This window comes from Raineyella fluvialis, from assembly GCF_009646095.1.
GTDB classification, from domain to species: Bacteria; Actinomycetota; Actinomycetes; order Propionibacteriales; family Propionibacteriaceae; genus Raineyella; species Raineyella fluvialis.
Genome location: NZ_CP045725.1, coordinates 2,012,635 through 2,039,199 on the forward strand (window position 1 = coordinate 2,012,635; position 26,565 = coordinate 2,039,199).

General features: G+C 69.8%; 29 protein-coding genes and 1 pseudogene. 22 read left to right on the top strand and 8 right to left on the bottom strand.

Annotated elements, in window-relative coordinates:
* The first annotated feature begins 103 nt into the window (after positions 1 to 103).
* The gene (locus Rai3103_RS09120; RefSeq protein WP_153572337.1) at positions 104 to 988 is read left to right on the top strand and encodes an HpcH/HpaI aldolase/citrate lyase family protein; all 885 of its coding nucleotides are present in this window, start codon (positions 104 to 106) and stop codon (positions 986 to 988) included.
* 104 nt (positions 989 to 1,092) lie between these two features.
* The gene (locus Rai3103_RS09125) at positions 1,093 to 1,926 is read left to right on the top strand and encodes a LysR family transcriptional regulator (protein WP_153572338.1); all 834 of its coding nucleotides are present in this window, start codon (positions 1,093 to 1,095) and stop codon (positions 1,924 to 1,926) included.
* Positions 1,927 to 2,235: 309 nt separating this feature from the next.
* Here Rai3103_RS09125 and Rai3103_RS09130 read toward each other — a convergent pair whose 3' ends face one another.
* Positions 2,236 to 2,418: a PspC domain-containing protein gene (locus Rai3103_RS09130; RefSeq protein ID WP_153572339.1), complete on the bottom strand. Its 183-nt coding sequence runs from the start codon at positions 2,416 to 2,418 to the stop codon at positions 2,236 to 2,238.
* Between the two features lie 37 nt (positions 2,419 to 2,455).
* Positions 2,456 to 2,644, bottom strand: a complete 189-nt coding sequence (locus Rai3103_RS09135; protein ID WP_153572340.1) for a PspC domain-containing protein — start codon at positions 2,642 to 2,644, stop codon at positions 2,456 to 2,458.
* Positions 2,645 to 2,907: 263 nt separating this feature from the next.
* On the opposite strand from Rai3103_RS09135, the gene Rai3103_RS09140 reads away from it, so the two are divergent.
* Both Rai3103_RS09140 and Rai3103_RS09145 read left to right on the top strand, forming a co-directional pair.
* Positions 2,908 to 3,789 (top strand): spermidine synthase, encoded by an 882-nt coding sequence (locus Rai3103_RS09140; RefSeq protein ID WP_194793073.1) that lies wholly within the window; start codon positions 2,908 to 2,910, stop codon positions 3,787 to 3,789.
* Positions 3,790 to 3,933: 144 nt separating this feature from the next.
* Positions 3,934 to 4,632 (top strand): class E sortase, encoded by a 699-nt coding sequence (locus Rai3103_RS09145; protein WP_228488818.1) that lies wholly within the window; start codon positions 3,934 to 3,936, stop codon positions 4,630 to 4,632.
* Between the two features lie 10 nt (positions 4,633 to 4,642).
* On the opposite strand, the gene Rai3103_RS09150 is transcribed toward Rai3103_RS09145, so the two are convergent.
* Positions 4,643 to 5,560 (bottom strand): NAD-dependent epimerase/dehydratase family protein, encoded by a 918-nt coding sequence (locus Rai3103_RS09150; protein WP_153572341.1) that lies wholly within the window; start codon positions 5,558 to 5,560, stop codon positions 4,643 to 4,645.
* A gap of 150 nt (positions 5,561 to 5,710) precedes the next feature.
* Between Rai3103_RS09150 and pyrE the strand changes: the two genes are divergently transcribed.
* The 11 genes from pyrE to Rai3103_RS09205 all read left to right on the top strand — a co-directional run bounded on the left by pyrE (position 5,711) and on the right by Rai3103_RS09205 (position 15,351).
* Positions 5,711 to 6,277 (top strand): orotate phosphoribosyltransferase, encoded by a 567-nt coding sequence (pyrE, locus tag Rai3103_RS09155; protein WP_153572342.1) that lies wholly within the window; start codon positions 5,711 to 5,713, stop codon positions 6,275 to 6,277.
* 138 nt (positions 6,278 to 6,415) lie between these two features.
* Complete coding sequence (locus Rai3103_RS09160; RefSeq protein ID WP_153572343.1) at positions 6,416 to 7,204, top strand: LemA family protein; 789 nt, start codon at positions 6,416 to 6,418, stop codon at positions 7,202 to 7,204.
* A gap of 76 nt (positions 7,205 to 7,280) precedes the next feature.
* The gene (locus Rai3103_RS09165; RefSeq protein ID WP_153572344.1) at positions 7,281 to 7,715 is read left to right on the top strand and encodes a hypothetical protein; all 435 of its coding nucleotides are present in this window, start codon (positions 7,281 to 7,283) and stop codon (positions 7,713 to 7,715) included.
* Positions 7,712 to 8,401: a TrmH family RNA methyltransferase gene (locus Rai3103_RS09170; protein ID WP_194793352.1), complete on the top strand. Its 690-nt coding sequence runs from the start codon at positions 7,712 to 7,714 to the stop codon at positions 8,399 to 8,401. Before Rai3103_RS09165 ends, Rai3103_RS09170 begins: the two co-directional genes overlap by 4 nt.
* 122 nt (positions 8,402 to 8,523) lie before the next feature.
* A complete protein-coding gene (locus Rai3103_RS09175) occupies positions 8,524 to 9,258 on the top strand; it encodes a GntR family transcriptional regulator (RefSeq protein ID WP_228488819.1) in 735 nt (244 codons plus the stop codon).
* A 64-nt stretch (positions 9,259 to 9,322) separates the two neighbouring features.
* Entirely contained in the window at positions 9,323 to 9,943 is a 621-nt protein-coding gene (locus Rai3103_RS09180; RefSeq protein ID WP_153572346.1) for a hypothetical protein, read from the top strand.
* A 228-nt stretch (positions 9,944 to 10,171) separates the two neighbouring features.
* Positions 10,172 to 11,191 (top strand): class II fructose-bisphosphate aldolase, encoded by a 1,020-nt coding sequence (gene fbaA / locus Rai3103_RS09185; protein WP_153572347.1) that lies wholly within the window; start codon positions 10,172 to 10,174, stop codon positions 11,189 to 11,191.
* Between the two features lie 173 nt (positions 11,192 to 11,364).
* A complete protein-coding gene (locus tag Rai3103_RS19050) occupies positions 11,365 to 11,997 on the top strand; it encodes a DUF3151 domain-containing protein (RefSeq protein WP_153572348.1) in 633 nt (210 codons plus the stop codon).
* A gap of 102 nt (positions 11,998 to 12,099) precedes the next feature.
* Entirely contained in the window at positions 12,100 to 13,329 is a 1,230-nt protein-coding gene (locus Rai3103_RS09195; protein WP_277872957.1) for a 4-hydroxybenzoate 3-monooxygenase, read from the top strand.
* Between the two features lie 2 nt (positions 13,330 to 13,331).
* On the top strand, positions 13,332 to 14,423 hold the full coding sequence (locus tag Rai3103_RS09200; protein ID WP_153572350.1) for an amidohydrolase family protein: 1,092 nt from the start codon (positions 13,332 to 13,334) through the stop codon (positions 14,421 to 14,423).
* Between the two features lie 160 nt (positions 14,424 to 14,583).
* Entirely contained in the window at positions 14,584 to 15,351 is a 768-nt protein-coding gene (locus Rai3103_RS09205; RefSeq protein ID WP_153572351.1) for an IclR family transcriptional regulator, read from the top strand.
* A 297-nt stretch (positions 15,352 to 15,648) separates the two neighbouring features.
* Here the strand turns inward: Rai3103_RS09205 and Rai3103_RS18500 are convergent, their stop codons facing one another.
* Positions 15,649 to 15,783: a hypothetical protein gene (locus Rai3103_RS18500; RefSeq protein ID WP_277872958.1), complete on the bottom strand. Its 135-nt coding sequence runs from the start codon at positions 15,781 to 15,783 to the stop codon at positions 15,649 to 15,651.
* A 57-nt stretch (positions 15,784 to 15,840) separates the two neighbouring features.
* The gene (locus Rai3103_RS18505) at positions 15,841 to 15,972 is read right to left on the bottom strand and encodes a hypothetical protein (RefSeq protein WP_277872959.1); all 132 of its coding nucleotides are present in this window, start codon (positions 15,970 to 15,972) and stop codon (positions 15,841 to 15,843) included.
* 231 nt (positions 15,973 to 16,203) lie between these two features.
* Between Rai3103_RS18505 and Rai3103_RS17740 the strand changes: the two genes are divergently transcribed.
* The 3 genes and pseudogenes from Rai3103_RS17740 to Rai3103_RS19055 form a co-directional block, all read left to right on the top strand.
* On the top strand, positions 16,204 to 16,776 hold the full coding sequence (locus tag Rai3103_RS17740; RefSeq protein WP_228488820.1) for a cytochrome P450: 573 nt from the start codon (positions 16,204 to 16,206) through the stop codon (positions 16,774 to 16,776).
* Positions 16,769 to 18,037 (top strand): NAD(P)/FAD-dependent oxidoreductase, encoded by a 1,269-nt coding sequence (locus Rai3103_RS09215; protein ID WP_194793074.1) that lies wholly within the window; start codon positions 16,769 to 16,771, stop codon positions 18,035 to 18,037. Before Rai3103_RS17740 ends, Rai3103_RS09215 begins: the two co-directional genes overlap by 8 nt.
* A gap of 124 nt (positions 18,038 to 18,161) precedes the next feature.
* Positions 18,162 to 18,398: pseudogene (locus Rai3103_RS19055) on the top strand (2Fe-2S iron-sulfur cluster-binding protein); the annotation flags it as partial.
* 138 nt (positions 18,399 to 18,536) lie between these two features.
* On the opposite strand, the gene Rai3103_RS17745 reads toward Rai3103_RS19055, so the two are convergent.
* Together Rai3103_RS17745 and Rai3103_RS09225 are read right to left on the bottom strand one after the other, a co-directional pair.
* Positions 18,537 to 18,827 (bottom strand): hypothetical protein, encoded by a 291-nt coding sequence (locus Rai3103_RS17745; RefSeq protein ID WP_228488821.1) that lies wholly within the window; start codon positions 18,825 to 18,827, stop codon positions 18,537 to 18,539.
* Between the two features lie 224 nt (positions 18,828 to 19,051).
* Complete coding sequence (locus tag Rai3103_RS09225) at positions 19,052 to 20,494, bottom strand: MFS transporter (RefSeq protein ID WP_194793075.1); 1,443 nt, start codon at positions 20,492 to 20,494, stop codon at positions 19,052 to 19,054.
* A gap of 192 nt (positions 20,495 to 20,686) precedes the next feature.
* Here Rai3103_RS09225 and Rai3103_RS09230 point away from each other — a divergent pair, with 192 nt between their 5' ends.
* From Rai3103_RS09230 to chcC2, 3 genes are all read left to right on the top strand, one after another.
* Positions 20,687 to 21,523, top strand: coding sequence for an IclR family transcriptional regulator (locus Rai3103_RS09230; protein ID WP_153572355.1), 837 nt, complete (start codon positions 20,687 to 20,689; stop codon positions 21,521 to 21,523).
* Positions 21,524 to 21,712: 189 nt separating this feature from the next.
* A complete protein-coding gene (locus Rai3103_RS09235) occupies positions 21,713 to 22,003 on the top strand; it encodes a Dabb family protein (RefSeq protein ID WP_153572356.1) in 291 nt (96 codons plus the stop codon).
* A 16-nt stretch (positions 22,004 to 22,019) separates the two neighbouring features.
* Entirely contained in the window at positions 22,020 to 23,780 is a 1,761-nt protein-coding gene (gene chcC2, locus Rai3103_RS09240) for a 4-oxocyclohex-2-ene-1-carboxylate 5-dehydrogenase (protein ID WP_153572357.1), read from the top strand.
* Between the two features lie 348 nt (positions 23,781 to 24,128).
* Here the strand turns inward: chcC2 and Rai3103_RS09245 are convergent, their stop codons facing one another.
* Positions 24,129 to 24,938 (bottom strand): SDR family NAD(P)-dependent oxidoreductase, encoded by an 810-nt coding sequence (locus Rai3103_RS09245; RefSeq protein ID WP_153572358.1) that lies wholly within the window; start codon positions 24,936 to 24,938, stop codon positions 24,129 to 24,131.
* Between the two features lie 328 nt (positions 24,939 to 25,266).
* On the opposite strand from Rai3103_RS09245, the gene Rai3103_RS09250 reads away from it, so the two are divergent.
* A complete protein-coding gene (locus Rai3103_RS09250) occupies positions 25,267 to 26,565 on the top strand; it encodes an adenylosuccinate synthase (protein WP_153572359.1) in 1,299 nt (432 codons plus the stop codon).

The window sequence follows — 26,565 nt, forward strand, 5'->3', positions numbered from 1 at the left end:
CCGTTCCGGGCGAGACGCCGAGGCGGATTCCGCGTGGGAAGAGCTCGGCTATTGAGGTGGGACGCGCTACCCTCGTCCCACCTGTTGGAAGGATCCTTGAGACATGACGATCATGCCCGCCATTGCCGTCGGACCTGAGCTCGCCCGTTCGTGGCTGCTCGTGAATGCTGCTCACCCCGATCGCTTCGACCCCGCCGTCGCCAGCCAGGCGGATGTCGTACTCCTCGACATCGAGGACGCCGTCGCTCCGGAGGGCAAGGCCCAGGCACGCGAGAACGTCGTGGAGTGGCTGTCGACCTCGGGCAACGAGGCATGGGTGCGCGTCAACGGCTTCGGCACCGAGTGGTGGGAGCAGGACCTGCGCGCTCTCGCCGAGGCGCCGGGCCTGCAGGGCATCATGCTGGCGATGGTGGAGTCGCCTGAGCACGTGTACCGCTCGGCCCAGCTCGTCGACACCAAGATCGTCGCGCTGGTCGAGACCGCCCGGGGCGTGCAGAATCTGCCTGCGATCGCCGACTCGCGCCACACCTTCCGCCTCGGGCTGGGCCTCGGTGACTACCGACGGGACACCGGCTTCGACGACGACCCGCTGACCCTCGCGTACACCCGCTCGCAGTTCACCATCGCCTCCAAGGCCGCCGGACTGCCGGGCCCCATCGACGGGCCCGCCGTGGGGGCCCTCGGCGTCAAGTTGGCCGACTCCGCGGGGGTGACCGTGCAGTTCGGGATGACCGGCAAGATCTGCCTGATGCCGGAGCAGACCGCCACGGTCAACGAGATCCTGTCCCCGTCCCTGGCGGACCGGTCCTGGGCAGTGGAGTTCCTTACCGAGTTCGACGCCGCTGGTGGCCAGATCCGCAACGGCTCGGACCTGCCTCGACTCGCGCGGGCCCGGAAGGTGCTGAGCCTGTCGCAGGCGTTCGGCCTGACCCTCCCTGAGGGATATGACCTGCACTTCGAGGCGCCGTCGGACACCTATCACTGCTGAGATGCACTGCTGAGACGCGGTCACCGACCGTACGTCGGCAGGCGTGAGTGCGTGGGTCCCCGGCCCAGAGGATGCCATCGAAAATTTCGTCATAGGTTTGTCCTATGGATATGCGTCCGCTGACGGTCGGGGGCCGCGTGCACTCCGTCGAACTGCGCCACTTGCGCTCCTTCCTGGTGATCGCGGCGAGTGAAAGTCTGACCGAGGCGGCGGCGCGCCTGGGGATCAGTCAGCCGAGTCTCAGTGCCCAGTTGGCGTTCCTGGAGGACAAGCTGGGGGTGCGGCTCTTCGACCGCGACCGCAGTGGCATCCGGATCACCGTGGACGGCCGCAGGTTGCACGACCTCATCACGGGGCCGGTGGTGGCGCTCAACGCCGCCCTGCTGGAGTTCCCCGCGGAGGGCGTGCCCGTGTCGGTGGTGGCTCCTCCCGATCTGGGGCCCGGACTGCGCGCGGCCGCGGAGGCGGCGCTGCGCGATCGCTTCCCCGCTCGCCCCGTGCAATGGCGACCGCTGCCGCCACAGGAGCGGGTCGCCGCCTTCCGGGCACGAACCGTGCAGGCCCTCGTGGAATGGGCCCCGGTCGTCGGATCCGGGGGAATCATGCTGCGGGGACGTACGCTCGGGTTGCTGATGGCCGCCACGTCTCCACTGGCGCCCTTGAGCGTCGTCCACGGAAGCGATCTCGTCGGTCATCCGGTCGCCCGGCTGGAAGGGGAGGACCACCGGATCTTCGAGAACATCTGGGCCGGGCTCCTCGACAACGGCTGGTCACCCCGCGCGCCCACCGTGGTCATCGCCAGTGTGGACGATCTGGCGGCGGATCCCCGTGCGGTCCTGGTGGCTCCTGAGCCGGAGGACCAGGAGCACGATCCGCGCCTGACCTGGCGTCCGTTCCTCGTGCCCTTTGCCGAGAGCGCCTGGCTCGGGCTTTCCTAGCCTTCGGAGCGCTCGTCCCCGTCGCGCTCGCCCCGGTCGAGGACGATGAGGCGCGACGGGTGTGCGACCTGCTGCGGCGTCATAGGGCAAACCTATGGCAGTTTTTTCGATGGCAGACTCCCCGTGCCCACCCAACTCCCCGTGCGCATCGAGTCGCCTGCCCCAGGACGTACGAAGACCCGGGGAGCGGGGGGACTCTCCGGGCCTTCGGTTGTGCCGGGCGGCGTCCGGTGGGGGACATGAGGCAGGGGGAATACCTCTCGGAGGCCGCCCGGGGTCAGGTGGGCTTCATTGCGCCCTGCCGGTCGATCACGGCTCGTTCGGCATCAGCACCCACGCAATCAGGTATACCCACAGCGGGACGCCGGCAAACCAGATCATCAGGATGAAGGCCAGGCGCACCCAGTTGGCGCTGATGCCGAGCTTGCGGGCGATTCCCGCGCACACGCCCGCGATCACGCGGTTGTTGCGAGGGCGGTACCAGTCGTTCATGTCCGGGACCTTTCGAGAGCAGTGCAGGAGGAGTGGATCACTTCTCGCTGGGCATGAGCACCCAGAGGATGGCGTAGACGAGGGCGCCCGCGCCGCCCCAGAACAGCGTCGCCACGAAGATGATGCGCAGGATGAGTGGGTCGATCCCGAACTTCTGTCCGAGGCCGGCGCAGACGCCGGCGATGATGCGGCCGGATGCCGGGCGGGTGATGCCGATGTCGAGCATGGCGGGTCCTTCCCCCGATGGGTGGGCGCCCGCGTGCGGGGCCCTAGGTGTGTGAGGAACGCCGTCGTGACGTCCTCTCCACTCCAGCGTCCACTGTCCCCAGGCCACCGTAAAGGGTCTGGGCAGACCTTCCGGGTGCAATGGGGGAGCCGGTCGGGGACGATCGGGAACCGCTCCGGGGAAGGCTCCGGGGAGGGCTGGGGGGAAGGCGCCCCAGCCCTCCTCGGACGGGCGGGGCCGCTGCCGTCGCGTACGGTGTGGGCATGTCCCGGAGCCGCCCCCGTCCTGCCGCCCCCGGCGTTTCCAGCGACGGCGATCCTGCCGATGCCGCCACGTCCACCGTCCCGCCCAGGGTCGTACCCGACCCCGACCGGCCCGGGAGCTGGCTGGTCCGGATCGGCACCACCGACCAGTCCCACGTGGATCCGGAGCATCCCACGGTACTGGAGTTCGACTACATGCAGCGGGTCGCGGAGGCGATCGATGCGTACGCGCCGCCGGGGGAGCGGATCCGCATCGTGCACATCGGCGGAGCAGGGATGAGTCTGGCCCGCTACGTTGCGGCGACCCGGCCCACCTCGGCGCAGATCGTGCTGGAACCCGATGCGGAGCTCACCCAGGAGGTACGGGACAAGGCGCCGCTGCCGCGCCGGTCGGGGATCAAGGTGCGGCCGGTGGACGGGCGCGCCGGGATCGCCGCGCTCCCCGCTGAGCATGCCGATGTGGTCGTCCTGGACGCGTTCGCCGGGGCCCGGGTGCCGGCCGAGCTGACGACTGTGGAGTTCCTCGCCGACGTCCGTCGGGTCCTGGTTCCCGGCGGACTCTTCCTGGCCAACGTGACCGACTCGGGGACCCTGGACTGGGCGCGGCGGGCCGCCGCCGGCGTACGGTCGACGTGGGCCCACGCCGCCATCTCCGCCGAACCCTCGACGTGGCGGGGCCGCCGCTTCGGCAACGTCATCCTCTACGGGTCAGCGCGCCCCCTGCCCACCGGGGCACTCGCACGCGAAGCGGCGGGTGCGGTCTTCGCGTACCGGTTCCTCGACGAGGACGCGTTGGCCGACTGGTGTGCCGGAAGCCGCCCCTTCACCGACGACGATGCCGAGGCCTCGCCGATGCCGCCGGAGATGTTCCTCGGGCACTGAGATGTTCCTCGGGCACTGAGATGTCCTCGGGCACTGAGATGTCCTCGGGCACTGAGCCGTTGTCCTCCCGCCGCGCAAGGTCCGTACGGTTCCGGTCGGCGTGGAGGACTTGGGCAGGACGGCCCGTGCCATGAGAATGGGGCCGTGACTTCCGCCGCCCCCGCCCGTGCCGCCGAGCCGCGTCGTGCCCCGCGCTCCCGCGTGGGCCTCGTCGTCGGGATCGTCCTGATCGTGGTCGGGCTGGTGGTGCTCGGGTGGTTCGGCTACCAGTACATCGGTACGACGATCGTCTCCCAGCAGGGCTACAGCCACACCACCACCCAACTCGAGCAGTCCTGGTCCGGCGGTGGCGCGGCCTCGACCACCGGCAGCGGGGACGTCCGCGCCGACGGCAGCGTGGTCCGTATCCCCGGGGCAGCCCTGGGCATCATGCGCGTGCCGGCTTTCGGGGAGTCGTGGGCCGTCCCCGTGCTGGACGGCACCGACCAGACCACGCTCGCCAAGGGCCTCGGGTGGTACGAGAACACGAACGGCCCCGGGCAGGTCGGCAACTTCGCCGTCGCCGGTCACGTCGTGACCCACGGGCAGCCGTTCCGCCGGCTCCAGGAGCTCAAGCCCGGCGCGACCATCGAGGTCGAGACCCGCGAGGCGGTCTACACGTACGTGATGGACTCCTCGGCCACGGTGAAGGACACCGATACCTGGGTCCTCGACCCGGTGCCCGGGCATCCGGGGGAGAAGGCGACCGACAAGCTGATCACCCTGACGACGTGCGCCGATCTCTTCCGCTCCCCGGACCGCTACATCGTCTTCGGACACCTGGTCAGCACCCGGGCCAAGTAGGCCGCCGGCCTCAGGCCAAGGACTCCGCCGTCCGCCGGCAGACCTCGTCCCAGGGGGTCGGCTCCAGTCCCAGTTCCTGTTGGATCGCGCTCGAATCCATCACGAAGGGCCGATCGAACTGGAACGTCATCCGGGCGACCTCCCGTACCTGCGGCATGACCAGCCCGAGGGTGGGGTAGAGCCAGCGAGGGAGCGGACGGACCGGCACCGCCGGCTTCCCGACCGAGGCGAGGATGTCGGTAATCGCCTCCCGCTGCGTCCGCGGCGGATTGGAGGTGGCGTGCCAGACCCGGCCCAGGGCCTGCTCCGACGAGGCAACCGTGACAAGGGAACGGGCCACGTCGAGGACGTCGGTCCAGGTGTGCGGCTGGTCGGGCTCCCCGACGACGGAGACGCCGCGGCCCTTGAAGGCGGGCGGCAGCTGGCGGGTGATGTGTGAGGTGTACGTGACTCCGGCACCCACGTAGTCCGCCGAGCGGACCTCGACGTAACGGATCCGTCCGGCTTCGTGGGCGGCCAGCGCGTCCCGGGTCATCGCCGCCCGGACCTGCCCCTTGCCCTCCGCCGGTGCCACAGGCGTCTGCTCGGTCATCGGGCCGGTCGGGATGCCGTACATGTAGAGGTTCGAGGCCGCCGCGAGCACGGCGCCGCTGCGTTCCGCCGCGGTGATGAGGGCAGCGGACACCGGCGGCCACACCTGGGGCCAGGTGTTGTAGCGCGGCGGGTTGAGCACGTTGTAGAGAACGCTGGCGCCGGCGACGGCACGCGAGAGGGCGTCGGCGTCGGCCGCGTCGACGACGAGGCGGCGGGTGCCCGGGATCTCGGGGCCGGTGCCGGACCGGCTGGCGAGGACGACGTCCTCACCGCTGTCGGTGAGGAGGCGGGCGAGGTGGGTGCCGACGGATCCGGCGCCGAGGACGAACTGCATACGCTGACTCCTGAATCTGGAGGGGTAGGGCCCGGCCACGCTGCCGCGGGGCGGCCGGATCACCCCGACCGCCCTGCCGAGCATGGCACCGTACGGGTTCTCACCGCTCCTCGGTCGTGCCCGGGGGGCGGGGTCGCTAGAGTCCCGGGTATGGCTCGCTCCGATATCTCCGCCGCCGATCGTGATGCCCTGGTCGGCCTCGTCAATGACCTCGCCGTCGTGCGCGAGCACGTGGTGCTCTCCTCCGGCCGGGAGGCCGATTTCTACGTGGACATGCGCCGGGTGACGCTGGACGGCGCGGCGGCCCCGGTCGTTGGGCGGGTGATGCGGGCGCTGACGTCCGATCTCGACTTCGATGCGGTCGGCGGGCTCACCCTGGGCGCCGACCCGGTCGCCGTCGCGATGCTGCACTCGGCCGCGGCTGACGGGGGCCGCCTCGACGCCTTCGTGGTCCGCAAGGAGGCCAAGCAGCACGGCCTGCACCGCCGGATCGAAGGGACCGACGTCGCCGGGCGCCGGGTGCTGGTCGTCGAGGACACCTCGACCACCGGCGGGTCCGCGCTGACCGCGGTGGAGGCCCTGCGGGAGGCGGGCGCCGAGATCGTGGCCGTGGCCGTGATCGTCGACCGTGGCACCGGGGCGGCCGAAAAGGTGGCGGAGGCCGGTCTGGAGTACCGCTACGCACTGTCCGCGGCGGACGACCTCGGACTCGTCTAGGCCCGGGCGTACGTTCCGGCGCCGGGTCGGCAAGCCCCGCCGGGGGACGCGTGCCCGCGCGGCTGCGCCGTCTTCCGGTGGGCTGGTCCCGTGCCCGGCTAAGCTGGCAGTGCCCCTGCACCGACGAACAGGAGACCCATGAACGGGCTCATCATCTTCCTCATCATCCTCGTGCTGCTCGTCATCGGAGTGGTCGGTTGGACGATCGGGGCGTACAACGGGCTCGTCCGCCTGCGCAACCGCGTCCAGGAGTCCTGGCGTCAGATCGACGTCGAGCTCAACCGTCGCTATGAGCTGATCCCGAATCTGGTCGAGACCGTCCGCGGGTACGCGGCCCACGAGCACAACACGCTGGAGGACATCACCCGGCTGCGCAACCAGGCCGCGTCGCTGGCCGCGCACGAGGGTGCCACGCCGTCTGCCCAGCGGGCGGAGGCTGAGGAGCAGTTGTCCGGCGCCGTCCGCAACCTGATGGTGAGCGTCGAGGCCTACCCCGACCTGAAGTCGAACACGAACTTCCTCGAGTTGCAGCGCGCCCTCGCCGAGACCGAGGACCGGATCGCGGCCGGGCGCCGCTACTACAACGCGAACGTCCGCGAGTACAACACCAAGACCGAGTCCTTCCCGACGAACATGCTCGCCGGCCAGTTCCACTTCGAGAAGGCGGCCTACTTCGAGGTCAACGACGTGGCCCGCACATCGCCCGACGTGAACTTCGGCGAGATCTCCTACCGGGGTGGGCAGGGCGGCCAGCAGGCGCTGCCGCAACAGGGCTCCGGCACCCCGGCCATGCCGGCCGGGTGGGATCAGGGCCAGCAGGCACCCCAGACTCAGCCCCAGCAGTACGACCAGCCGGGCCAGCAGCAGTACGGCCAGCCGGGCCAGCAGAACCCCCAGCAGGAGTGGCCGCAGAATCCCCAGCAGTGACCACGGCCTGACGGTCGGCATCGCAGTGGCCCGGAGCTTCGGCCCGGGCCACTGTCGTCCCCGCTATCGTGGGGGCATGACCGCCGGTCCGACCCCGCCAGACCCGTCCGCGACCCCACCGGGCACGGGTGCGGCTGCTCCCGGGTCGCCCGTTGCGGGTAGCCGGCTCCCCGAGCCCCTCGTCGATCCGACCGACGCCCGCGCGACCCTCGAAGCCCGACGCGAACTCGGAGCCGAGATGGAACAGGCCCTGGTCGACTCCTTCACGGCCCGGGTCGAGCAGGCGTTGGCCGCCCGGAGCGCGACGGAAGAGGTCGAGCGCTCCCGGCAGTGGGAGCTTGCCAGGCTCGACAGTCGCAACCAGATGGTGCTCGGCATCGTGTCGCTCGGCGTGGCGATCCCGTTGACCGCCATCTTCGCCGGCATCAGTGGCCTGGTCGGTGGACTGATCGTCTGGATCGGCATCGTTCTCGTCAACCTCGCGTACGCCCTGCGGAAGGGGCACCGCTGAGCGCCACCGACCCCGGCACCGATCCCGACGGTCCCGGCGTCGGTCCCCACCCGCTGCCCTGGCCGGACGACCCACGACTCGACCCTGCCCTGCTGGCCGCAGGGGACCATCGCAACGTCGTCGATCCCTACCGCTACTGGAGCGTCGAGGCGATCGTCGCCGACCTCGACACCCGTCGCCATCCGCTGCACCTGGCGATCCAGAACTGGGAACACGACTTCAACATCGGCTCCATGGTCCGCACCGCCAACGCCTTCAACGTCGCGGGAGTGCACATCGTCGGGCGCCGACGCTGGAACCGGCGTGGCGCGATGGTCACCGACCGCTACCTGCACGTGCAGCACCATCCCGACGCCAGCGACCTCGCCGCCTGGTCCGCCCAGGCCGGAGTCCCGTTGATCGGCGTCGACAACCTGCCCGGCTCCGTTCCGCTGGAACGGGCGGAGCTGCCACAGGCGTGCTGCCTGGTGTTCGGCTCGGAAGGGGCGGGGCTGACCGACGACATGCTGGCGGCCTGTGGCCGGTTGGTCGCCATCACCCAGTACGGGTCGACCCGGTCGATCAACGCCGGAGCGGCCGCGGCCATCACGATGTACCACTGGGCCCTGCAGTGGGCCGGGAGGCCGCTGGATGCTGGTGAGCAGTGGCGTCAGGAAATGCCCTCCTCCGGGCCGGCCGTCCCGTAGGATCCGAGGGGGGCCGGCCGTGGTGGCGACCGGAGAGTGTCGTGCGCAGGACGACCCCAGCAGGAAGGTGACTCGTGGACCCGATGGTGAGTACCCCCGGAAGCCCTCTCGACAGGCTCCCGGTGGAGCAGCAGGGGGGCCGGACCACCACGAAGCGCGTGCAGGTGCGTCGACGGCTCGAGGAGCTCATCGACACGGGTCTCAAGCCTGGTGACGCCATCCCCTCCGAGCGGGCGCTCGTCATTTCGCTCGGGGTGAGTCGGGTGACCGTACGCCAGGCCATCGCCGATCTCGTCGAGGTGGGCCGTCTCGAGCGGGTGCACGGCAAGGGGACGTACGTCACCGGTCCTCAGGTCGACTCGCAGTTGCACCTGACCTCGTTCTCCCGCGAGATGCGCGAGCGGGGCCTCCACCCGGAGACCAAGGTGCTCGCGGCCAGCCAGGAGGCGGCCGACGCCGAGGTGGCCGAGAAGCTCAACGTCCCGGTCGGACGCCCCGTCGTCCGGGTCGAGCGACTCCGACTGGCCGACGGCACCCCGATGGCGCACGAGGTGGGCTTCTACCCTTCGGCCCTCTTCCCGGGGCTGCTCGAGCAGCAGCTCGACACCCTCTACGACGTCTTCGCCAACAAGTACGGCTTCGTGGTGTCGTCCGGCTACCAGACCGTACGCTCCGAGGCCGCCGACGCGGTGCACGCGCACATCCTGCAGATCCCGCGCAAGGCGCCGCTGCTGGTCCAGGAACGCGTGACGAAGAGTGGGGACACCGTGATGGAGTTCGCCACCTCGTGGTACCGCGCGGACCGCTATCGGATCCACATGCGCATCACGCCCTCCGGGGCGGCAAACGGGGCCTGAGCGAGCGACCTCGCCCTCGAACGGGAACCCGTGGCTTGCTGGACCCCACTGGCAGACTGACTGCATGCATGCCGCACCGCCTGAGAACCTCGAGGACTTCCTCCACGTCCCCTGGGAGCCCGGGCCGGCGAGCGCGCGGGCGGCCATGGGCCGTCGCCGGTTCATCGGGGCGCTGAGCAGCCTGGTCATCACGGTCCTGCTCTGGGGCGGGTTCTACCTCTGGTCGCGCCGCTCCGGTGAGTCCTGGCAGGGGACCGGACAGTGGCCGGTCACTGTCGTCGTCCTCGCCCTGTCGGTCGTCCTCGTGGCCGTCCGGTCGGTCCTCTGGATCCTGGCAGTACGGCATCGGCGCCGGGTGGGCGACGGAGAGGTGCTGACCGCCTCCTGGCCCGGGGTGCAGATCGCGGGGCGGTTCTGGGACTGGGACCGGTTCGCCGCCGCGAGCACGGGCGATGACGCCGCCAGCATGGCCGATGACGCCGCCGGCACCGATGACGTCGTGGGGGTGGTGAGGACGATCAGAGGCCGGTGGGGGCGTGCTGACCGCTACCTCTTCGTCACCCCCGAGGGTCCGTGGGAATGCGAGGTCGACGATCTCGGCATCACTCCGGCCGCGCTGGAGCAGTCACTGCGGCTGTACTCCCAGGGTCGCTGCCTGGTCGACCTGTCCGGCCTGGCGCACTGACCCCCGGCCGGCGAACGCCACAGCCGACCGGGCGGCAACTTGCCTCGGCGAAGGGAGGGGCCCCCGAGAGCGCGCCGGAGGGCACGCATTACGCTTGTCCCCGTGAGCACTACCGCCGCGGGTGCCGCCGATGGAGTCGGGCAATCCTGACGGTGGGGTGCAGACGCCGGTGACCGGTGCGGGGCCCCGCGGGGTGATCGACCGGCACGATGAGAGAGAAGAGAGCACATGCCCATCGCAACTCCTGAGGTCTACGCCGACATGCTCGACCGGGCCAAGGCGAACGGTTTCGCCTACCCGGCCATCAACTGCACCTCCTCGCAGACCGTCATCGCTGCGCTGCAGGGTTTCGCCGAGGCTGAGTCCGACGGCATCATCCAGATCTCCACCGGCGGCGCCGAGTACCTCTCCGGCTCCACCGTGAAGGACATGGTCACGGGCGCCGTGGCGCTCGCCGAGTACGCGCACGTCGTGGCGAAGAACTACCCGGTCAACGTCGCCCTGCACACGGACCACTGCCAGAAGGGCAAGCTGGACACCTACGTCCGCCCGCTGGTCGCGATCTCCCGTGAGCGCGTCGAGGCCGGTCGTGAGCCGCTGTTCCAGTCGCACATGTTCGACGGTGGCACCCTGCCGCTGGCCGAGAACCTGGACGTCGCGCAGGAGCTGCTCGTCCAGGCCGCCGCCGCGAAGATCATCCTCGAGGTCGAGATCGGCGTCGTCGGTGGCGAGGAGGACGGTGTCGTCGGCGAGATCAACGAGAAGCTGTACACCACCCCCGAGGACGCGCTGGCCACCGCTGAGGCTCTCGGCCTGGGCGAGAAGGGCCGCTACATGGCTGCCCTGACCTTCGGCAACGTGCACGGCGTCTACAAGCCGGGCAACGTCAAGCTGCGCCCGGAGATCCTGAAGCAGGCCCAGGACGCCATCCAGGAGAAGTACGGCAAGGAGAAGGCCCTCGACCTGGTCTTCCACGGTGGCTCGGGCTCGACCGCCCAGGAGATCGCCGACGCCGTGTCGTACGGCGTGGTGAAGATGAACATCGACACCGACACCCAGTACGCCTTCACTCGCCCGGTCGTGGAGCACATGTTCCGCAACTACGACGGCGTGCTGAAGATCGACGGTGAGGTCGGCAACAAGAAGCAGTACGACCCCCGTACGTGGGGCAAGGCTGCCGAGGCCGGCATGGCTGCTCGCATCGTCGAGGCCTGCCAGAACCTCAACGCTGTCGGCACCCACAAGTGACCCGTTTGCCTGCCTGAGGCGGGACGGCACGACCTGCACAGGGGCTCCGGACATCGGTCCGGGGCCCCTGTGGCGTCCGGCCAGCGTCCCGCTGGCGTCCGGCTCGGACCGGACGGCCCGATGGGTCCGCGTGGGGCATCCCCGGCCCAGTCGAGAGTGGCTAGGCTGATGACATGAGCGAGACCCACCACAACCTGCTGGCCGACGGCGCTCCGGTGACCAAGCTGCCCGAGGACCCGGCCGTCGCCGAACTCGCGGACCATGGCCGGGAGCGGTTCCTCGACATCGTCTGCGCCTACCCGCAGTCCAGTCTCTGTTGGGCTCTGCTCGCGGAGGGGTCCCTCAACATGGAGTCCCGCGACGGTGACGTGGCCGCGTACGCGTACGCCAGGACGGGATACCACCGGGGCCTGGACCAGTTGCGGCGCAACGGCTGGAAGGGATCCGGGATCGTTCCCTGGGAGCACGAGCCGAACCGCGGCTTCCTCAAGTCCCTTTGGGCGTTGGCGATCGCCGCGCACCGGATCGGTGAGGACGACGAGTACGAGCGGTGCGCGCAGTTCCTGCGTGACTCCTCGCCGACCGGATACGACGTCCTCAGCGCCGAACGCCCGGTCGCCCGGGGCACCGGCAACTCCGGTGTCGGTGACGGCACCGACGAGCAGATGGACGAGGTCATCGAGGAGGCCGGGGAGCGACAGACCAGCTCGCCGATGTCCGGCCAGCTGCGCGACGACCGCGAGGCGGAGGTCGCGGCCGAGGACGAGCCCTCCGATCACGTCCTCGACAGCCCGTACGCAGGCTGACGTGGGCTGCGGCGCCGCGCGCGGCGCCGACTTCTCCCGTTCAGCGAGAGACCTCTGTGCCCGAACCGGGTGCCCTTCCTAGGGTTTCGGCAGGGACCCGATGTGGGGTGCCCCACAGACTGCACAGGAGGAGCCCATGGCCACCAACCAGCACGAGGTCGATGTCGCGATTGTGGGGCGGGCCCTGCGGGCCTGATGCTCGCCCACCGGCTGTCCCGGCAAGGGATCTCGACGATCGCCGTGGACACCCGTACCAGGCATGAGATCGAGACGACACATCGGGCCGGCATCCTCGAGTCAGGGTCGGTCGACATGCTGGTCCGGGGCGGGGTGTCCGATCGCATCCTGCGGGACGGCTACGAGCACCATGGCGTCGAGCTCCGGTACGGCGGCCACGGCCACCGGATCGACTTCACCGAACACGTCGGCTCCTCGGTGTGGCTCTACCCCCAGACCGACGTCTTCATCGACCTCGCCGATGCCCGTGAACGCGATGGCGGCGACGTCCGCTTCGGCGTCACCGACACCGAGGTCCTCGACCCGTACACCGAGCGGCCGGCGATCCGGTTCATCGACGACGCCGGCGAGGAGTGGACCGTCCGCGCGAAGATCGTCGTCGGCGCCGACGGGTCGAGGTCGATGTGCCGCAACCTGATCCCCGCCGAGACCGTCACCCGGTACTTCCATGAGTACCCGTTCGCCTGGTTCGGCATCCTGTGCGAGGCGCCGATGAGCGCCCCCGAGCTGATCTACGCCCACTCGGACCGCGGCTTCGCCCTGATCAGCCAGCGGACGGATTCGGTGCAACGGATGTACTTCCAGTGCGACCCGAACGAGAACCCCGACGACTGGTCCGAGGACCGGATCTGGTCCGAGCTCCAGGCGAGGGTGGCCGGTGACGGCTTCGCGCTGACCACCGGCCCTGTCTTCGAGAAGGTCGTGCTGAAGTTCCGCAGCTTCGTCCAGGAACCGATGCGGCACGGCCGACTGGTCCTCGCCGGCGACGCCGCGCACACCGTGCCTCCGACCGGCGCGAAGGGCCTCAACCTGGCCCTCAGCGACGTGCGCATCCTCTCCGACGTGCTGGCCCGTTTCCTCGAGTCGGGGGACGAGCGGATCCTCGCCACGTACGAGCCGACGGCGTTGCGCCGGGTGTGGCGTTCACAGAACTTCTCCTACTGGATGACCCAGATGCTGCACCTCGCCCCGGGCGGGGACCCGTTCGCGGTCAAGCGCCAACTCGGCGAACTGGAGACCGTGACCGGGACCCGGCAGGGGCAGGCGTACCTCGCCAATGCCTACACCGGTTGGCCCCGGGAGGAAGGTCTCTGATCATGGACGGCGTCGAGCAGGTGACGGGGACGACCGCGACCGGACGGGCCCCGGTGCAGCCGGGGTTGTCAGGCCACTCCTGGACCAGGGATCCGGGGGCGCCGCACCCGGTCGTCGACGTCCACGCCCACGTCATGCCGTTGCCCTTCCTGGAATGGTTGGCGGGCGAGGGCCTGGCCGACCTGTCCCGGGTCCGCGACGAGGTGATCCAGCTCGACCCGCGGCTCAGTGGGGTGCCGGCGGGCACCCCACTGCCGCTCCCGATCACGATGTACGGCGGCACCGAGCGGATCGACGAGATGGATGAGGCCGGCGTCGACGTGCAGGCCGTGTCGCTGCCGCCCTTCCTGATGGCCTCCACCTGCGACGATGCGGACCTCGTGAGGGAGGTGGTGGGACGCGGCAACGACGCCCTCGCGGAGTTCGTCCACCAGGCCCCGGATTACTTCGTCGCCCTGGGTGGCGTCCCACTCGGCCTGCCGGGGGTCGCCGACGAGGCCGTACGATGCCTCGACCAGCTCGGTATGCACGGCGTCGCCATCGGATCGCAGGGGTCCGGTGCCGACCTCGATGCCACGGTCAACGAACCGCTGTGGGGACTGCTCGCAGCGCGCCAGGTGTTCACCTTCCTGCATCCCAGCACCTCCCCGGCGCCCGACCGCACCGCCGAGTACTGGTTCCCGCAGCTCGTCGGCTACCCGATGGAGACGGCCCTGGCGGCGACCCGGCTGGTCTTCGCCGGAGTGACGGAACGCCACTCCTTCCCGCTCTGCCTCGCCCACGGTGGCGGTTGCCTGCCCGCTCTGCGTGGCCGCCTCACGATGGGGTGGGAACGCAAACCCCAGGCGCGGACCACCGCAGAGGTGCCGAGAGCGCTGCTGGACCGCCTGTACTACGACACCGCCGTGTTCGACCCCGTGCTGTTGCGCAGGTTGGTGGAGGATGTCGGAGCCGACCACGTGCTGGCCGGGACCGACTACCCCTTCGATCTCGCCGACCCTGACCCGGTCGCCTCGGTAGGTGCGGTGCTGGGCGGGACGGAGGCCGAAGCGGTCCTCGGCCGTACGGCCGCCGCGCTGCTGCGCCTGACCTGAGCGAGGGATCGGGCCACTCCGCCGAGACGTTCCGACCGGTTTTTCGTTCATCGGAATGTAGGTCGGTGTCCGGTCGTCCGGCGGTTAGGCTCGCCGGACAAACCGGGCACCACTGTTCGTCGGTCGCCCCACCCTCCATCAACGGCGACGAAGGGCGGCCATGGCCAACTCACCGACCGGGGACAGCGTCATCTCTCGGGTCGTACGGATCCTCGAATCCTTCGACCGGCAACGATCGCACCTGAGCCAGACCGCCCTCGCCCGGCGGGCCGACCTGCCGCTGAGCACCGCCCAGCGGCTCACGGTCGAACTGATCAGGGCTGGCATGCTGGAGCGTACGGATACCGGAGAGCTTCGACCGGGGCTGCGACTGTGGGAACTGGCCCTGCGCAGTTCGCGGGCGTTGTCACTGCGGGAGATCGCGCTGCCGTTCATGAACGACGTGCTGAGCACGGTCAAGCAGCACACGACGCTGGCCGTCCTGGAGGGTGGCAGCGTGCTCTACGTCGAGCGGCTGTCGGCCCCCGAGTCACCGCTCGACTACGCCCATATCGCGCAGCGGATGCCGATCCACGCGTGTTCGTCGGGGATCGCGCTGATGGCCCACCAGCCGTCCGACGTGCAGGAGGACTTCCTGGCCGGATCGCTGTCACCGGTGACCCGGGCGACGCCGACCGATCCTGCTGCACTGAGGCGGCTTTTCGCTGAGGTCCGCGCGCGTGGCTACGTGGCTCCCGCGGGGGTGGGGGTGGCCGAGTGGACCGGCGTCGCGGTGCCGGTCTGGGGCCCCAGCGGTGTGGTGGCCGCCCTCAACGCGATCGTGCCGACGGTCGGCGCGGACGTCTCGCGGGTCGTCCCTGCTCTCGTCACCGCCGCGCATGGCATCGGCCGGGTGCTCCGCGACGAAATGGGCCGGATGCGCTCCTGACCCACTCTGCTCCCGTTCAACGGGTGTCAGCAGGGAGGTTGCCCCGTTGAACGGGGTGCCCCGTTCTCCCTACGCCGCGGTCCCTGCAGCCTGATTGTGTGCTGGCTCACAGTCCAGTGCCCGTGCATCACCCAGAACGAACGGAGCGACAAGGATGTCGATCGCCACCCAGGAGACCGCGGCCCTGCCGGCCAGCGAACCGAACTCCCACCCGTACTCCCATGAACTGGCCTGGCCCGAGAGCCTGGCGCCGTGGAAGGTCGTCGATGACGGTTCCCAGGGGGATCCGTACGCGCACTACACGTGGATGCATGCCCACGCGCCGGTCGTCCGGGCCTGGACCCCGACGAACGACGTGTGGTTCCTCGCCAGGTACGACGACGTGAAGCAGGCGTTCCGCAAGCCGAAGATCTTCTCCTCCGAGGTCGTCACGCCGGTCCCGATGACCTTCCTCACCCTCATCGACGACCCGGACCACGCCCGGTTGCGTCAGGTGATCGCGAAGGCCTTCACCCCCAAGGCGCTGCAGGTCTTCGCCCAGCGGATCCAGGACAACGCGGAGGTGCTGCTCGACCGGATGATCGCCGCCGGCGGCGGCGAGGTGGTCGAAGACTTCGCCATCCCGCTGTCGATGTCGACGATCTCCGCGCTGCTCGACGTCCCGGCCGAGGACCACGAGAAGATGAAGTTCTGGTCCGACGAGACATTCAGCTACTTCGGCCGACTGGCCCGCAACGCCCCGGGCACCGGCACCGACGAGCAGAGCGCCCACGACTTCTGGGCCTACCTGAAGGACCGCCTGGAGATCCTCTACGCGGAGGGTAACGAGTCCATGGGGGACACATCGCCAGGATGTGGAAGGACGAGGGCATCCTCACCGAGCGCGAGGCCGTGGAGCTGTGCTCGTTCGTCTTCATCGCCGGCCACGACACCACCACGATCCTCATCGCCAACGCGTTCCGGATGCTCAGCGAGCATCCGGGCCTGCTCGCCCGGATCCGCGGGAACGAGGAGGACGCCGGCCGCTTCGTCGAGGAACTGGCGCGCTACCGCGGCACCGTCCAACGTGCCTCCCGCATCACCACGGAGGAGGTCACCGTCTCCGGTGTCACGCTCCCCAAGGGCGCCGTCGTCCGGTTGCTCAACGCCGCGGCCAACCGGGACCCGGGGAAGTTCGCGGACCCGGACACTTTCGACATCGACCGGACGACCGACGGCCACTTCGGTTTCGGGGCAGGGGTGCACTCCTGCGCCGGCGCCCCGCTGGCGCGGATGGAGACGATCGCCACCACTCTCCAACTCGCCCGTAAGCTCACGTCGATCACCCTCGACCCGGACCGCCCGATCGACTATGTCCGCGGCAACAACCTCACCAACTCCGGTCCGGCACGGATGTACGTCAGGGTCGAGGCCCGCCATGGCTGAAGTCGAGTTCTGCCCGGACGGCCCGGACCTTCCGGTCGTGATCATCGGGGCCGGCCACGCCGGCGTCCAGGTCGCTGCGGGCCTGCGCACCCGGGGCTGGACCGGTGGGGTCGTCCTGATCGACGAACAGCCCGGTCTGCCGTACGAGCGCCCACCGTTGTCGAAGGACGTGCTCGCCCCCGACGCCACCTGCGCGGCGACGGGCCCGCTGCTGCGCAGGGACGGCTTCTACGCCGCCAAGGACATCACCCTTCTGGCTGGGGTGGCCGTGGCCTCGATCGATCGGGACGCCCGCCGCGTCGTGCTCGGCAACGGTGAGGCGGTGGCCTATCACCGCCTCGTCATCGCCACCGGTGCGCGGGGTCGTCAGCTGACCGTGCCCGGACACGACCTTCCCGGCGTACTGTCCCTGCGGACCGCCGCTGATGCCGCGGCGGTGCGCGACCGGCTCGCCGCGGGGGCGCGCGTCGTCATCATCGGTGCGGGGTACATCGGTATGGAGGTGTCAGCCGCGGCGGCCAAGCGCGGCTGTGACGTCACCGTGCTGGAGTACCAGGACCGGGTGATGAAGCGAGTCACCTCGGAGCCGGTCTCCGCCTTCTTCGAGGACCTGCACCGTGCCCACGGCATCCGGTTCGCCTTCGGTGCGGCCGTGTCCGCGCTCGAGGGGAGCGACCGTGTCGAGCACGTGCTGACCGCCGACGGCCGCCGCCACCCGGCCGACGTCGTCGTGGCCGGGATCGGCGTCGTCCCCCACCAGGAGGTCGCCGAGGCGGCGGGCATCGCTTGCCGCGACGGCATCCTGGTCGATGAAGCCTGCCGTACGTCCGACCCGGCGGTGTACGCGGCGGGGGACGTCACGCGGTTCACCAGCCCGTTCGGCGGCGAGCTGCGGCTCGAGTGCCTCCAGAACGCCCAGCAGCAGGCCGACACCGTCGCCGACGCGATCACCGGGCGCCCCCCGCGGGCTCCCGAGGTGCCCTGGTTCTGGACGGTCCAGTTCGACGTACGCCTCCAGACGGCCGGCGTGATGCGTCCCGACGACGAGATCGTCCTGCGGGGTGACCCGGCCACTGGAAAGTTCAGCGTCTGCTACCTGCGTGAGGGGCGCATCGCCGCGATCGACACGATCGGCGGCCTCGCCGACTTCCGCCAGGGCAGGAAGCTCGTCGCGGCCGGTGGGCCCGTGGACCGGCAGGCGCTGGCCGACCCGACCGTACGGCTCGAGGACTGCCTCCTCGGCGAGGCCCTCGCGGCCTGATCCTCGGGCGCCAGCCCGCCCCATCGTCATCTCTCATCACCGGAATCGAGGAACACCCATGCCTGTCACCACAGCCACGACCACCACAGCCGCCGTCACCACGTCGGTCATCACGATCGAGGTCATCGACCGCGACGGTGCCCGTCACGAGGTGCCCTGGGAGGAGGACCAGGTCCTGATGGAGGCGCTACGGGACAACGACCTGCCCGTGCTCGCCTCCTGCGGGGGCAGCGCGTCCTGCGCCACCTGCCACGTCTTCGTCCCGGAGGACATCTACCGCACGCTGCCCGACCGCAGTGAGGACGAGGTCGATCTGGTCGAGGAGGCTCCCGGATATCGCCCGGAGTCGTCCCGCCTCTCCTGCCAGATCCGTCATGATGCGCGACTGGAGGGGATGACCGTCATCCTCGCCCCGACGAGGACTGACGCCAGTCCGGATGCGTGGCGCACCGCAACGGATGCCCCGGCCCCGGTGGTCGGGGCATCCGTGCGTGACGGGTCAGCCGACCATGGGTTGGCTCAGTTCCACGAAGAACAGGATCGATCCAAGGAAGCCGCACACCCCGGCCAGGATGACCGACCATGTCCGGTCGCGGTACTTCCAGAGACCGACCGCGGCGAGTACCAGGGTGACCGGGCCGGCGATCGCCATCGACGTGCCGACGATCAGGGCGGGAGCGCTGCCCGGCATCATCAGGCCGCTGTTGAGCCCGAAGAAGACCCAGCCAAGGAGCACGAGCCAGAGCAGGGCCGCTCCGACGGCCCACCTGCCGAGCACCGATGTTGGCATGCCGCACCTCCGGGATTCGCGGGACCGGAGGATCGTCCGGCGGCCCCTTTGCCTGACGCCGAAGCGTAGTCCACGGGCGCACCTGTCGTTGACAGGGGCCGAGAGCGGGGCGACCGGCAGGCCAAGTCAGGAGGTGTGGAGCGGACAACGACGGTGGGCACCCGGACGAACCGGGTGCCCACCGTGTGCCCGCTCCGGGGCCTCGCGGTGAAGGTCGGGAGAGATCAGACCTTCACGCCGAGGCGTCGCGGCTGCGCCTCGGTCCGGAGGAGACCCGGCCCGAGGTCCACCAGCGGGGTGAAGGCCGTCTCGCGGGCCGACAGTGCCGCCACCGCCGAGATCACCGCGCACACGGCGGCGAAGACCAGGACCGGCAGCCAGCCCCACGTGCCCGGGCCCAGCAGTGCCGCGGCGACGGCCGGGGCGAAGCCGCCGATCATGAACCCGATCTGGGTGCCGATGGCGAAGCCCGAGTAGCGCACCCGAGGTGCGAACAGTTCGGTGAAGAACGACGGCCACAACCCGTTGACACCGCAGTACACGAACCCGGCGAAGACCATCCCGGCCAGGAAGACCACGGCGTAGTTGTGCTGCTGGAGGCTCCACATGTAGAAGAAGAACGCCGGGATGCAGCCCAGGATCGCAGCGATCCAGACCGGACGTCGGCCCACGCGATCCGACACCCAGCCCCAGAACGGGATGGCGGCGATCGCCAGGCCGTTCGCCGCGATGGAGACCCACAGCATGGTGGTTCGCGAGAGTCCTTCGTGGGTCGCGTAGCCGAGCGACCAGACGGCGAAGAGCGACTGGAAGATGTTGAAGATCGACATCGCCACCACCCGCGCCACGTCCGCGGCCTGGGTGCGGAACAGGGCGGCGACCGGCACGACCTGCGCCTCGTGCTCGGCCTCTTCGACGAAGACCTCCGGCTCCTCCAGGCTGCGCCGGACGACGTAGCCGATGACGATCACCACGACGCTCGCAAGGAACGGGATCCGCCACCCCCAAGCGTACAACGCCGCGTCCGGGAGCGCCGCGACGGGCAGGAAGACCAGGTTGGCGATGACCATGCCGGCGGCGAAGCCGGCCATTGCGAAGCTGGTGAAGAAGCCGCGGCGGCCCTCGGGGGAGTGCTCCAGCGTGAGGGTCGAGGCACCGGCGGCCTCGCCCCCGGCCGAGAAGCCCTGGACCAGCCGCAGGACCAGCAGCAGTGTCGGGGCCCAGGCGCCGATCGCGTCGTACGTCGGGAGCAGACCGATGCCGACGCTTGCCGCGCCCATCAGCACCAGGGTGAGCACCATGACCTGCTTGCGGCCGATGGTGTCGCCGAAGTGGCCCAGCACCAGCGCGCCCAGCGGGCGGATCACGTACGCCACGCCGAACGAGGCCAGGGACATGAGGGTGGCCAGCGCGGGGCTGCTGGTGTGGAAGAAGAGTCTCGGGAAGATGAGGGCCGCGCACAGCCCGTAGATGAAGAAGTCGTAGTACTCGAGGGTCGAGCCGACGAAGCCGGCCAGGGCCGACTTCTTCGCGTTGACCAGGGTGGCGCCGCCGCGGGTGTCGACGATCGACCCGATGGTCAGGTCGATCCCGTCGACGGTCAGATGCGGGGGTCGGTGGTCCGGGGTGGTCCGGGCCGAGGGCCCGGTGGGGCGGTGGGGATCCATGGTTTCTCCTGCGGTCCGGCACGGCAGGCGACGCTGCATGCGGAGTCGGGTGCGGATGTCACGACCGCCCCAGTGCGGGACGGGCTCGTGGAATGTCCGCAACGATCCACTGGGCGCCGACTGCCGACAAGCCGTACATTCGCTGAATGGAAAGTGCCGCCCGGGGGCGGTCGATGAGGGAGGAACCGCCGCATGGCAAACTCGGCGAGTGGTGAATCGGTCATTTCCAGGGCGATGCGGGTGATCGAGGCGTTCACGGCCGGCAGCACCGTGCTCGGCGTCTCCGAGGTCGCGCAGCGTACGGGTCTGCCGCTGGCCACCGCCCATCGCATCGTCGCCGAGTTGGAGGCCGAGCGTGTCCTGGAGCGGGACAGCCAGCGCAAGATCCGGATGGGCACCCGGCTCTGGGAGATCTCGCAACGGTCCTCTCGGGAGATGAGTCTGCGGATGGCGGCGCTGCCGGTGATGCACGATCTCCAGGCGCTGGTGAAGTCGCACGTCCAGCTCGCCGTCATCAGCGACGGGGAGGTGCTCTATCTGGAGCGGCTCAGCCGCCGCAACGCCGTCGTCAATCTCGCCCATCCGGCGTCGCGGATCCCGCCGTACCTCTGCTCGTCGGGGCTGGCGTTGCTCGCCGAGGCGCCGCGTGAGGTGCAGTCCCGGGTCACCGACGGCCCGTTGACCGTGAGCACCGATCACTCCATCCGCACCGGTGACCAGCTCCGGGCGATCCTCGCCGAGGCCCGGCGCCGCGGCTTCGCCGTGTCGTACGGCTACATCCAGCCGACGGCCAAGGGCATCGCCGTCCCGGTCCGGGACCCGGACGGTCGCACCGTCGCGGCGCTCTCCGTGGTGGTGCCGCTGGAGGTCGACCACCTGCCCATCATTCCGGCGATGATCACGGCGTCCCGGCTGATCACTGAGGGACTTGCCCCGCACCACTACACGAGTGACGACGATCCCTGGCGGGTGCGCGGAACGGGCCAGCGGGCGTCGCGACCGAGGACCACGGGCGCCGACGCGGACTGATCGCGGCAGACTTTTCGAATCATCGGAAACCCTTCTTCTGGGCTCGGGGGAGGGTCCGTACGGTCATGGCCCAGACGCACGACGAATCCCTCGTCCGTGGAGCCCGGCCCGCCGGTGACCGCATCGAGGGACGTGCCCACCCCGTCCCCGAGCCGCGGACACAGTCGTCCCCGGGTTTGGAGTCTCGCCATGATTCGCCACATGCTGCTCGTCCGCTGGCAGCCGGACTTCCCTCAGGAAGCCCGCCAGGACTGGCTCGACAAGGTCCGTGCACTGCCCGAGAAGATCGGCTTCATCCGTTCCCTGCAGGTGGGGCGCGACGTGCTGGGCGGCCAGCGCTCCTGGGACCACGGGCTGGTCGCAGACTTCGACTCCCTGGACGACGTCCGTGCGTACGCCGTCCATCCCGACCATCTGCCGCTGATCGCCATCTCCGGCCCCAACACCGAGGCGATGGCCTCGGTGGACTTCGAGATCTGACCAAGGAAGTACCACCATGGATTCGACCATCACCACCGACGTCCTCGTGATCGGGTCGGGTGCCGCCGGCATCTCGGCCGCCATCAAGGCCGCCCACGACGGCCACCGCGTCCTCGTCATCGAGAAGGACAAGTACCTGGGGGGCACCTCGGCCATCTCCGGAGGCTGGGGCTGGCTGCCCGGCAACAAGCAGGGCCGGGCCCAGGGCGACACCCGCGAGGAGCAGGTCGCCTACATCAAGGCACTCGCCGGGGATTCCTACAACGAGGACCTGGTCACCACCTTCCTCGACGGCGTGCCCGAGGCGATGGACTTCTTCGAGCAGGACGCCGGCATCGAGTTCCACTACGCCGACAAGGCGCCGGACTACCAGATGGACGCCCCCGGCGCGAAGGCCTCCGGCCGGGCCGTCACGGTCGCCAAGACCGACGCGCGGATCCTCGGGGCCGACCGGCACCGGATGCAGCCCTACCTGATGGCCTACACGATCTTCGGGTACATGCCGGAGATCGGGAAGGACATCGCGACGATCATCGATGCCAACGTCTCGGTGTCCTCCTTCCTCTACACCACCCGCAAGATCCTCAAGACGTGGACCGAGACGATCTTCACCGGCCGGTCGTTCGACCGTACGAACGGCAACGCGATGATGACCCGGTTGATGTACGCCGCCAAGCAGCAGGGTGTCCAGTTGTGGACCTCGACCAGGGCCGCGGAGATCCTCCGCGGCGCGGACGGTGCCGTCAGCGGGGCGCGGATCGAGGGTGCGCACACCGGGGTGGTCGAGGCCCGCCTCGGCGTGATCATCGCCGCGGGCGGCTTCTCGCGCAACAAGGAGATGCGCCAGCAGTACTTCCCGCACGACCCGAAGGGTGACAACCACGTCTCCCCGGTGATCGGCCACGACGGCGACTCCTACCGCCTGGCCGCCCCGTTCGGCGGCCACATCGACAACTCCCCGCACCAGCCGTCGTCCTGGGGCCCGATCACCGCGTTCAAGGACACCCTGCGTCGCGACACGTACTTCCCGCACCTGCGCGCCTTCGGCCTGCCCGGCCTGATCGCCGTCGACCGGGAGGGCAAGCGCTTCGCCAACGAGTCGCTGTCCTACCACGACTTCTGCCGCGAGATGCTGAAGAACGACGAGGGACGCGAAGGGACGTACGCCTGGATCATCGCCGACGACAAAGCGATGAAGCGGTACGGCATCGGCTGGGCCAAGCCGTGGCCGCTGCCGCAGGCGCTGTTCCTGAACGACTACCTGAAGAAGGAGCGGACCGTGAAGGCCCTCGCCGAGCGGATCGGGCTGCCGGCCGACGCCCTGCAGGCGACGCTCGACGAGTTCAACGCGTACGCCGCGAAGGGGGAGGACCCCACGTTCCACCGCGGTACGACGGCGTTCCACCACTTCAAGGGCGACATGAAGCACACGCCCAACCCCAACCTGGAGACCATCGACAAGGGCCCGTACTACGCGGTCCGTGTCGGCATGGGGGACCTGGGGACGTACGCGGGCCTGGCGGTCAACACCCGCAACGAGGTGCTCGACGCGCGGGGTGAAGGGGTGCCCGGGCTGTACGCCGTCGGCACCGCGGCGGTATCGGTCTTCGGCGGCGGCTACCCGGGGTACGGGGCGAACATCGGTCCGGCCCTGGTCTTCGGTTACCTGGCCGGCCGAGACATCGCGGCTCACGCTGCCGCCCGGCGGGGTACCACTGGGGGCAACGCCGATGCGGTCACCGTCACCGAGGCGACCGCCGTGGGGGCGACCGCATGATCCGGTGGTGATGGCCGGCTGATGCCACTTCACTGACCATCCGGCGACCGTACGGACCGTCGTCGCACCCGGGGGAGATCCGGGGGCGGCGACGGTTCGTGCTGTCTTCGGGGGCTGGGCCCGGCGCACCTGATCCTGGCCGACGATTCTGAAGCTGCGCGACCACTCTGAACCTGCGCGACGTAGCAAGATCGGCCGGCCTGGGAATGGTCGGCCGGGCTGGGAATGGTCGGCCGGGCTGGGAATGGTCGGCCGGGCTGAAGGATGGTCGGCCAGCACGCAAGGGCGGGACCGGATATCCGGCCCCGCCCTCGGTGCGTGCTGGCGGTCGTCCCGCCGGAGGATCGATCAGCGTGAGGTGTAGCCGCCGTCGACCGTGATCGTGGCGCCGTTGATGAACCACGAGGAGCCTTCGAGCAGGTGCAGGACGGTCGGCACCACCGCGTCCACCGTGCCCATCCGGCCGACCGGGTAGAGTTTGGCGGCCGTCTCGGGATCGCTGGTGCCCAGGCCGCGGTTGGTGGCGATGTCCTGGGCGGGAAGCATCTGGGTGATGCTGGTGCGGATGTTGGTGCCGGTGATGGAGCCGGGGGCGACGCAGTTGGTGGTGATGCCGTCGGGTCCGAGCTCGACGGCCAGGTGACGGACGAGGCCCTCGACAGCGTGCTTGGACATGGTGTAGGCGATGCCGCCCGCGCCTGCGACGCTCCCGGCGATCGAGCCGAACAGCACGATCCGGCCCTGTCCCCGCTGCTTCATCACCGGGGCGACGCGCTGGACCATCCGTAGCGCTCCGAAGGCGTTCACGGCGAAGACGGTGTCGAGCACCCGCGGAGTGATCTCCTCGAGAGACGCGTACCCGTCCAGGGCGCCGGCAGCATACACAAGGGCGTCGATCCCGCCATGGGCCTCGACGATCTCGCTGATGGTCGTCTCGATGGATGCCTGGTCGCGGACGTCGACGACGTGGTGGCCGCCGGAGGGCAGTTCGCCCTCGCCGGGGTTGCGGTCGAGTACGGCGACGACGTCGCCGCGGGCCTCGAGCGCGTCGGCGACGGCCTTGCCGATGCCGGCGGCGCCCCCGACGACGAGGACCACGCGGGGTCCACGCTCGGGCAGGGGTCCGGCGTCGGTCCTGGGGTCGGTGGTAACGGTCATGGGTGCTCCGATCACGACGATGTGGTGGAAAGGGGCGCCGCGGTGAAGACGGTTGCGGGAGAGGCGTGCAGCGAAGCGTGCTCGTCCCCCGATCACGGCGGCCCGGTGCGACCGAGGCTAGGCACCACGCCGCCGGTCCCCCAGGGGAGTTTTCGATCAACGGGAGTCCGGTCTGTGTCCCGCCTGACCGCTGTCAGCGCCGCTCGGTAGAGTGAGCGGGTCGGTCCGGCGAACGTGGAGCGACCCGGGCGCGGCGCTGTCGTACGGCCCGGCCAGAGAGACCTGCGCTCGCCGCGGGTACGTCGCATGTGTGGAGAGGTGGCACTTCGTGTCCGGAATCATCGTGATCGGTACCCAGTGGGGTGACGAGGGCAAGGGGAAGGCGACCGACCAGCTCGGCGACCAGGTCGACTTCGTCGTGCGCTTCTCCGGTGGTAACAACGCAGGCCACACCGTCGTCGTCAACGGTGAATCCTTCGCCATGCACCTGCTGCCCTCGGGCATCCTCAGCGAGAAGGCCGTCCCGTGCATCGCCAACGGTGTCGTCGTCGACCTCGCCGTGCTCTTCCAGGAGATCGACGACCTGGCCGCCCGTGGCGTCAACACTGACCGGCTGCTCATCTCGCCCAACGCGCACCTGATCACCCCGTACCACCAGACGATGGACAAGGTGACCGAGCGCTTCCTCGGCAAGCGGAAGATCGGCACCACCGGCCGGGGCATCGGGCCGGCGTACGCGGACAAGGTCAACCGGCTCGGCCTGCGGGTCCAGGACCTGTTCGACGCGTCCATCCTGCGGCAGAAGGTCGAGGCCGCGCTGGCGCAGAAGAACCAGCTGCTGGTCAAGATGTACAACCGCCGCGAAGTCGACCCCATCCAGATCACCGAGGGCCTGCTGGAGTACGCGGAGCGGGTCCGTCCGCACGTCGCGGACGTGGCGCGCATCCTCAACGAGGCGCTTGACGAGGGCAAGGTCGTCCTGTTCGAGGGTGCCCAGGCGCATCACCTCGACGTCGACCACGGCACCTACCCGTACGTCACCTCCTCCAATCCGACTGCTGGCGGTGCCCTCACCGGCTCGGGCGTCGGGCCCACCCGGATCGAGCGGGTGATCGGCATCGCCAAGGCCTACACCACACGGGTGGGCGAGGGTCCGTTCCCGACCGAGCTCTTCGACCAGGACGGCGAGAAGCTCCGCGAGATCGGCCACGAGTACGGCGTGACCACCGGGCGCAAGCGCCGCTGCGGTTGGTTCGACGCGCTGGTCGTCGAGGCGGCCACCACCTACAACGGCGCCACCGACATCTTCCTCACCAAGCTCGACGTGCTGTCGGGCTGGGACAAGATCCCGGTCTGCGTGGCGTACGACGTCAACGGCGAGCGCATCGAGACCCTCCCGGCCAACCAGACCGACTTCCACCATGCGCAGCCGATCTACGAGTACCTCGACGGGTGGAGCGAGGACATCAGCGGCTGCCGTACGTTCGAGGAACTGCCGGTCAACGCCCAGCGCTACGTGCGTCGGCTCGAGGAACTGTGCCGTTGCCGGATCTCCGGCATCGGCGTCGGCCCGGGCCGCGAGCAGGTCGTGATGATCAACGACCTCGTCGGCCCGGTGACCGCCTGA

What these genes read in the sequence shown, in the direction of transcription:
- Rai3103_RS09120 (WP_153572337.1), top strand. Translation starts at nt 104, where the DNA reads ATGACGATCATGCCCGCCATTGCCGTCGGACCTGAGCTCGCCCGTTCG.
- Rai3103_RS09125 (WP_153572338.1), top strand. Translation starts at nt 1,093, where the DNA reads ATGGATATGCGTCCGCTGACGGTCGGGGGCCGCGTGCACTCCGTCGAA.
- Rai3103_RS09130 (WP_153572339.1), bottom strand. Translation starts at nt 2,418, where the DNA reads ATGAACGACTGGTACCGCCCTCGCAACAACCGCGTGATCGCGGGCGTG.
- Rai3103_RS09135 (WP_153572340.1), bottom strand. Translation starts at nt 2,644, where the DNA reads ATGCTCGACATCGGCATCACCCGCCCGGCATCCGGCCGCATCATCGCC.
- Rai3103_RS09140 (WP_194793073.1), top strand. Translation starts at nt 2,908, where the DNA reads ATGTCCCGGAGCCGCCCCCGTCCTGCCGCCCCCGGCGTTTCCAGCGAC.
- Rai3103_RS09150 (WP_153572341.1), bottom strand. Translation starts at nt 5,560, where the DNA reads ATGCAGTTCGTCCTCGGCGCCGGATCCGTCGGCACCCACCTCGCCCGC.
- pyrE (WP_153572342.1), top strand. Translation starts at nt 5,711, where the DNA reads ATGGCTCGCTCCGATATCTCCGCCGCCGATCGTGATGCCCTGGTCGGC.
- Rai3103_RS09160 (WP_153572343.1), top strand. Translation starts at nt 6,416, where the DNA reads ATGAACGGGCTCATCATCTTCCTCATCATCCTCGTGCTGCTCGTCATC.
- Rai3103_RS09165 (WP_153572344.1), top strand. Translation starts at nt 7,281, where the DNA reads ATGACCGCCGGTCCGACCCCGCCAGACCCGTCCGCGACCCCACCGGGC.
- Rai3103_RS09180 (WP_153572346.1), top strand. Translation starts at nt 9,323, where the DNA reads ATGCATGCCGCACCGCCTGAGAACCTCGAGGACTTCCTCCACGTCCCC.
- fbaA (WP_153572347.1), top strand. Translation starts at nt 10,172, where the DNA reads ATGCCCATCGCAACTCCTGAGGTCTACGCCGACATGCTCGACCGGGCC.
- Rai3103_RS19050 (WP_153572348.1), top strand. Translation starts at nt 11,365, where the DNA reads ATGAGCGAGACCCACCACAACCTGCTGGCCGACGGCGCTCCGGTGACC.
- Rai3103_RS09200 (WP_153572350.1), top strand. Translation starts at nt 13,332, where the DNA reads ATGGACGGCGTCGAGCAGGTGACGGGGACGACCGCGACCGGACGGGCC.
- Rai3103_RS09205 (WP_153572351.1), top strand. Translation starts at nt 14,584, where the DNA reads ATGGCCAACTCACCGACCGGGGACAGCGTCATCTCTCGGGTCGTACGG.
- Rai3103_RS18505 (WP_277872959.1), bottom strand. Translation starts at nt 15,972, where the DNA reads ATGGCGAAGTCTTCGACCACCTCGCCGCCGCCGGCGGCGATCATCCGG.
- Rai3103_RS17740 (WP_228488820.1), top strand. Translation starts at nt 16,204, where the DNA reads ATGTGGAAGGACGAGGGCATCCTCACCGAGCGCGAGGCCGTGGAGCTG.
- Rai3103_RS09215 (WP_194793074.1), top strand. Translation starts at nt 16,769, where the DNA reads ATGGCTGAAGTCGAGTTCTGCCCGGACGGCCCGGACCTTCCGGTCGTG.
- Rai3103_RS17745 (WP_228488821.1), bottom strand. Translation starts at nt 18,827, where the DNA reads ATGCCAACATCGGTGCTCGGCAGGTGGGCCGTCGGAGCGGCCCTGCTC.
- Rai3103_RS09225 (WP_194793075.1), bottom strand. Translation starts at nt 20,494, where the DNA reads ATGGATCCCCACCGCCCCACCGGGCCCTCGGCCCGGACCACCCCGGAC.
- Rai3103_RS09230 (WP_153572355.1), top strand. Translation starts at nt 20,687, where the DNA reads ATGGCAAACTCGGCGAGTGGTGAATCGGTCATTTCCAGGGCGATGCGG.
- Rai3103_RS09235 (WP_153572356.1), top strand. Translation starts at nt 21,713, where the DNA reads ATGATTCGCCACATGCTGCTCGTCCGCTGGCAGCCGGACTTCCCTCAG.
- chcC2 (WP_153572357.1), top strand. Translation starts at nt 22,020, where the DNA reads ATGGATTCGACCATCACCACCGACGTCCTCGTGATCGGGTCGGGTGCC.
- Rai3103_RS09245 (WP_153572358.1), bottom strand. Translation starts at nt 24,938, where the DNA reads ATGACCGTTACCACCGACCCCAGGACCGACGCCGGACCCCTGCCCGAG.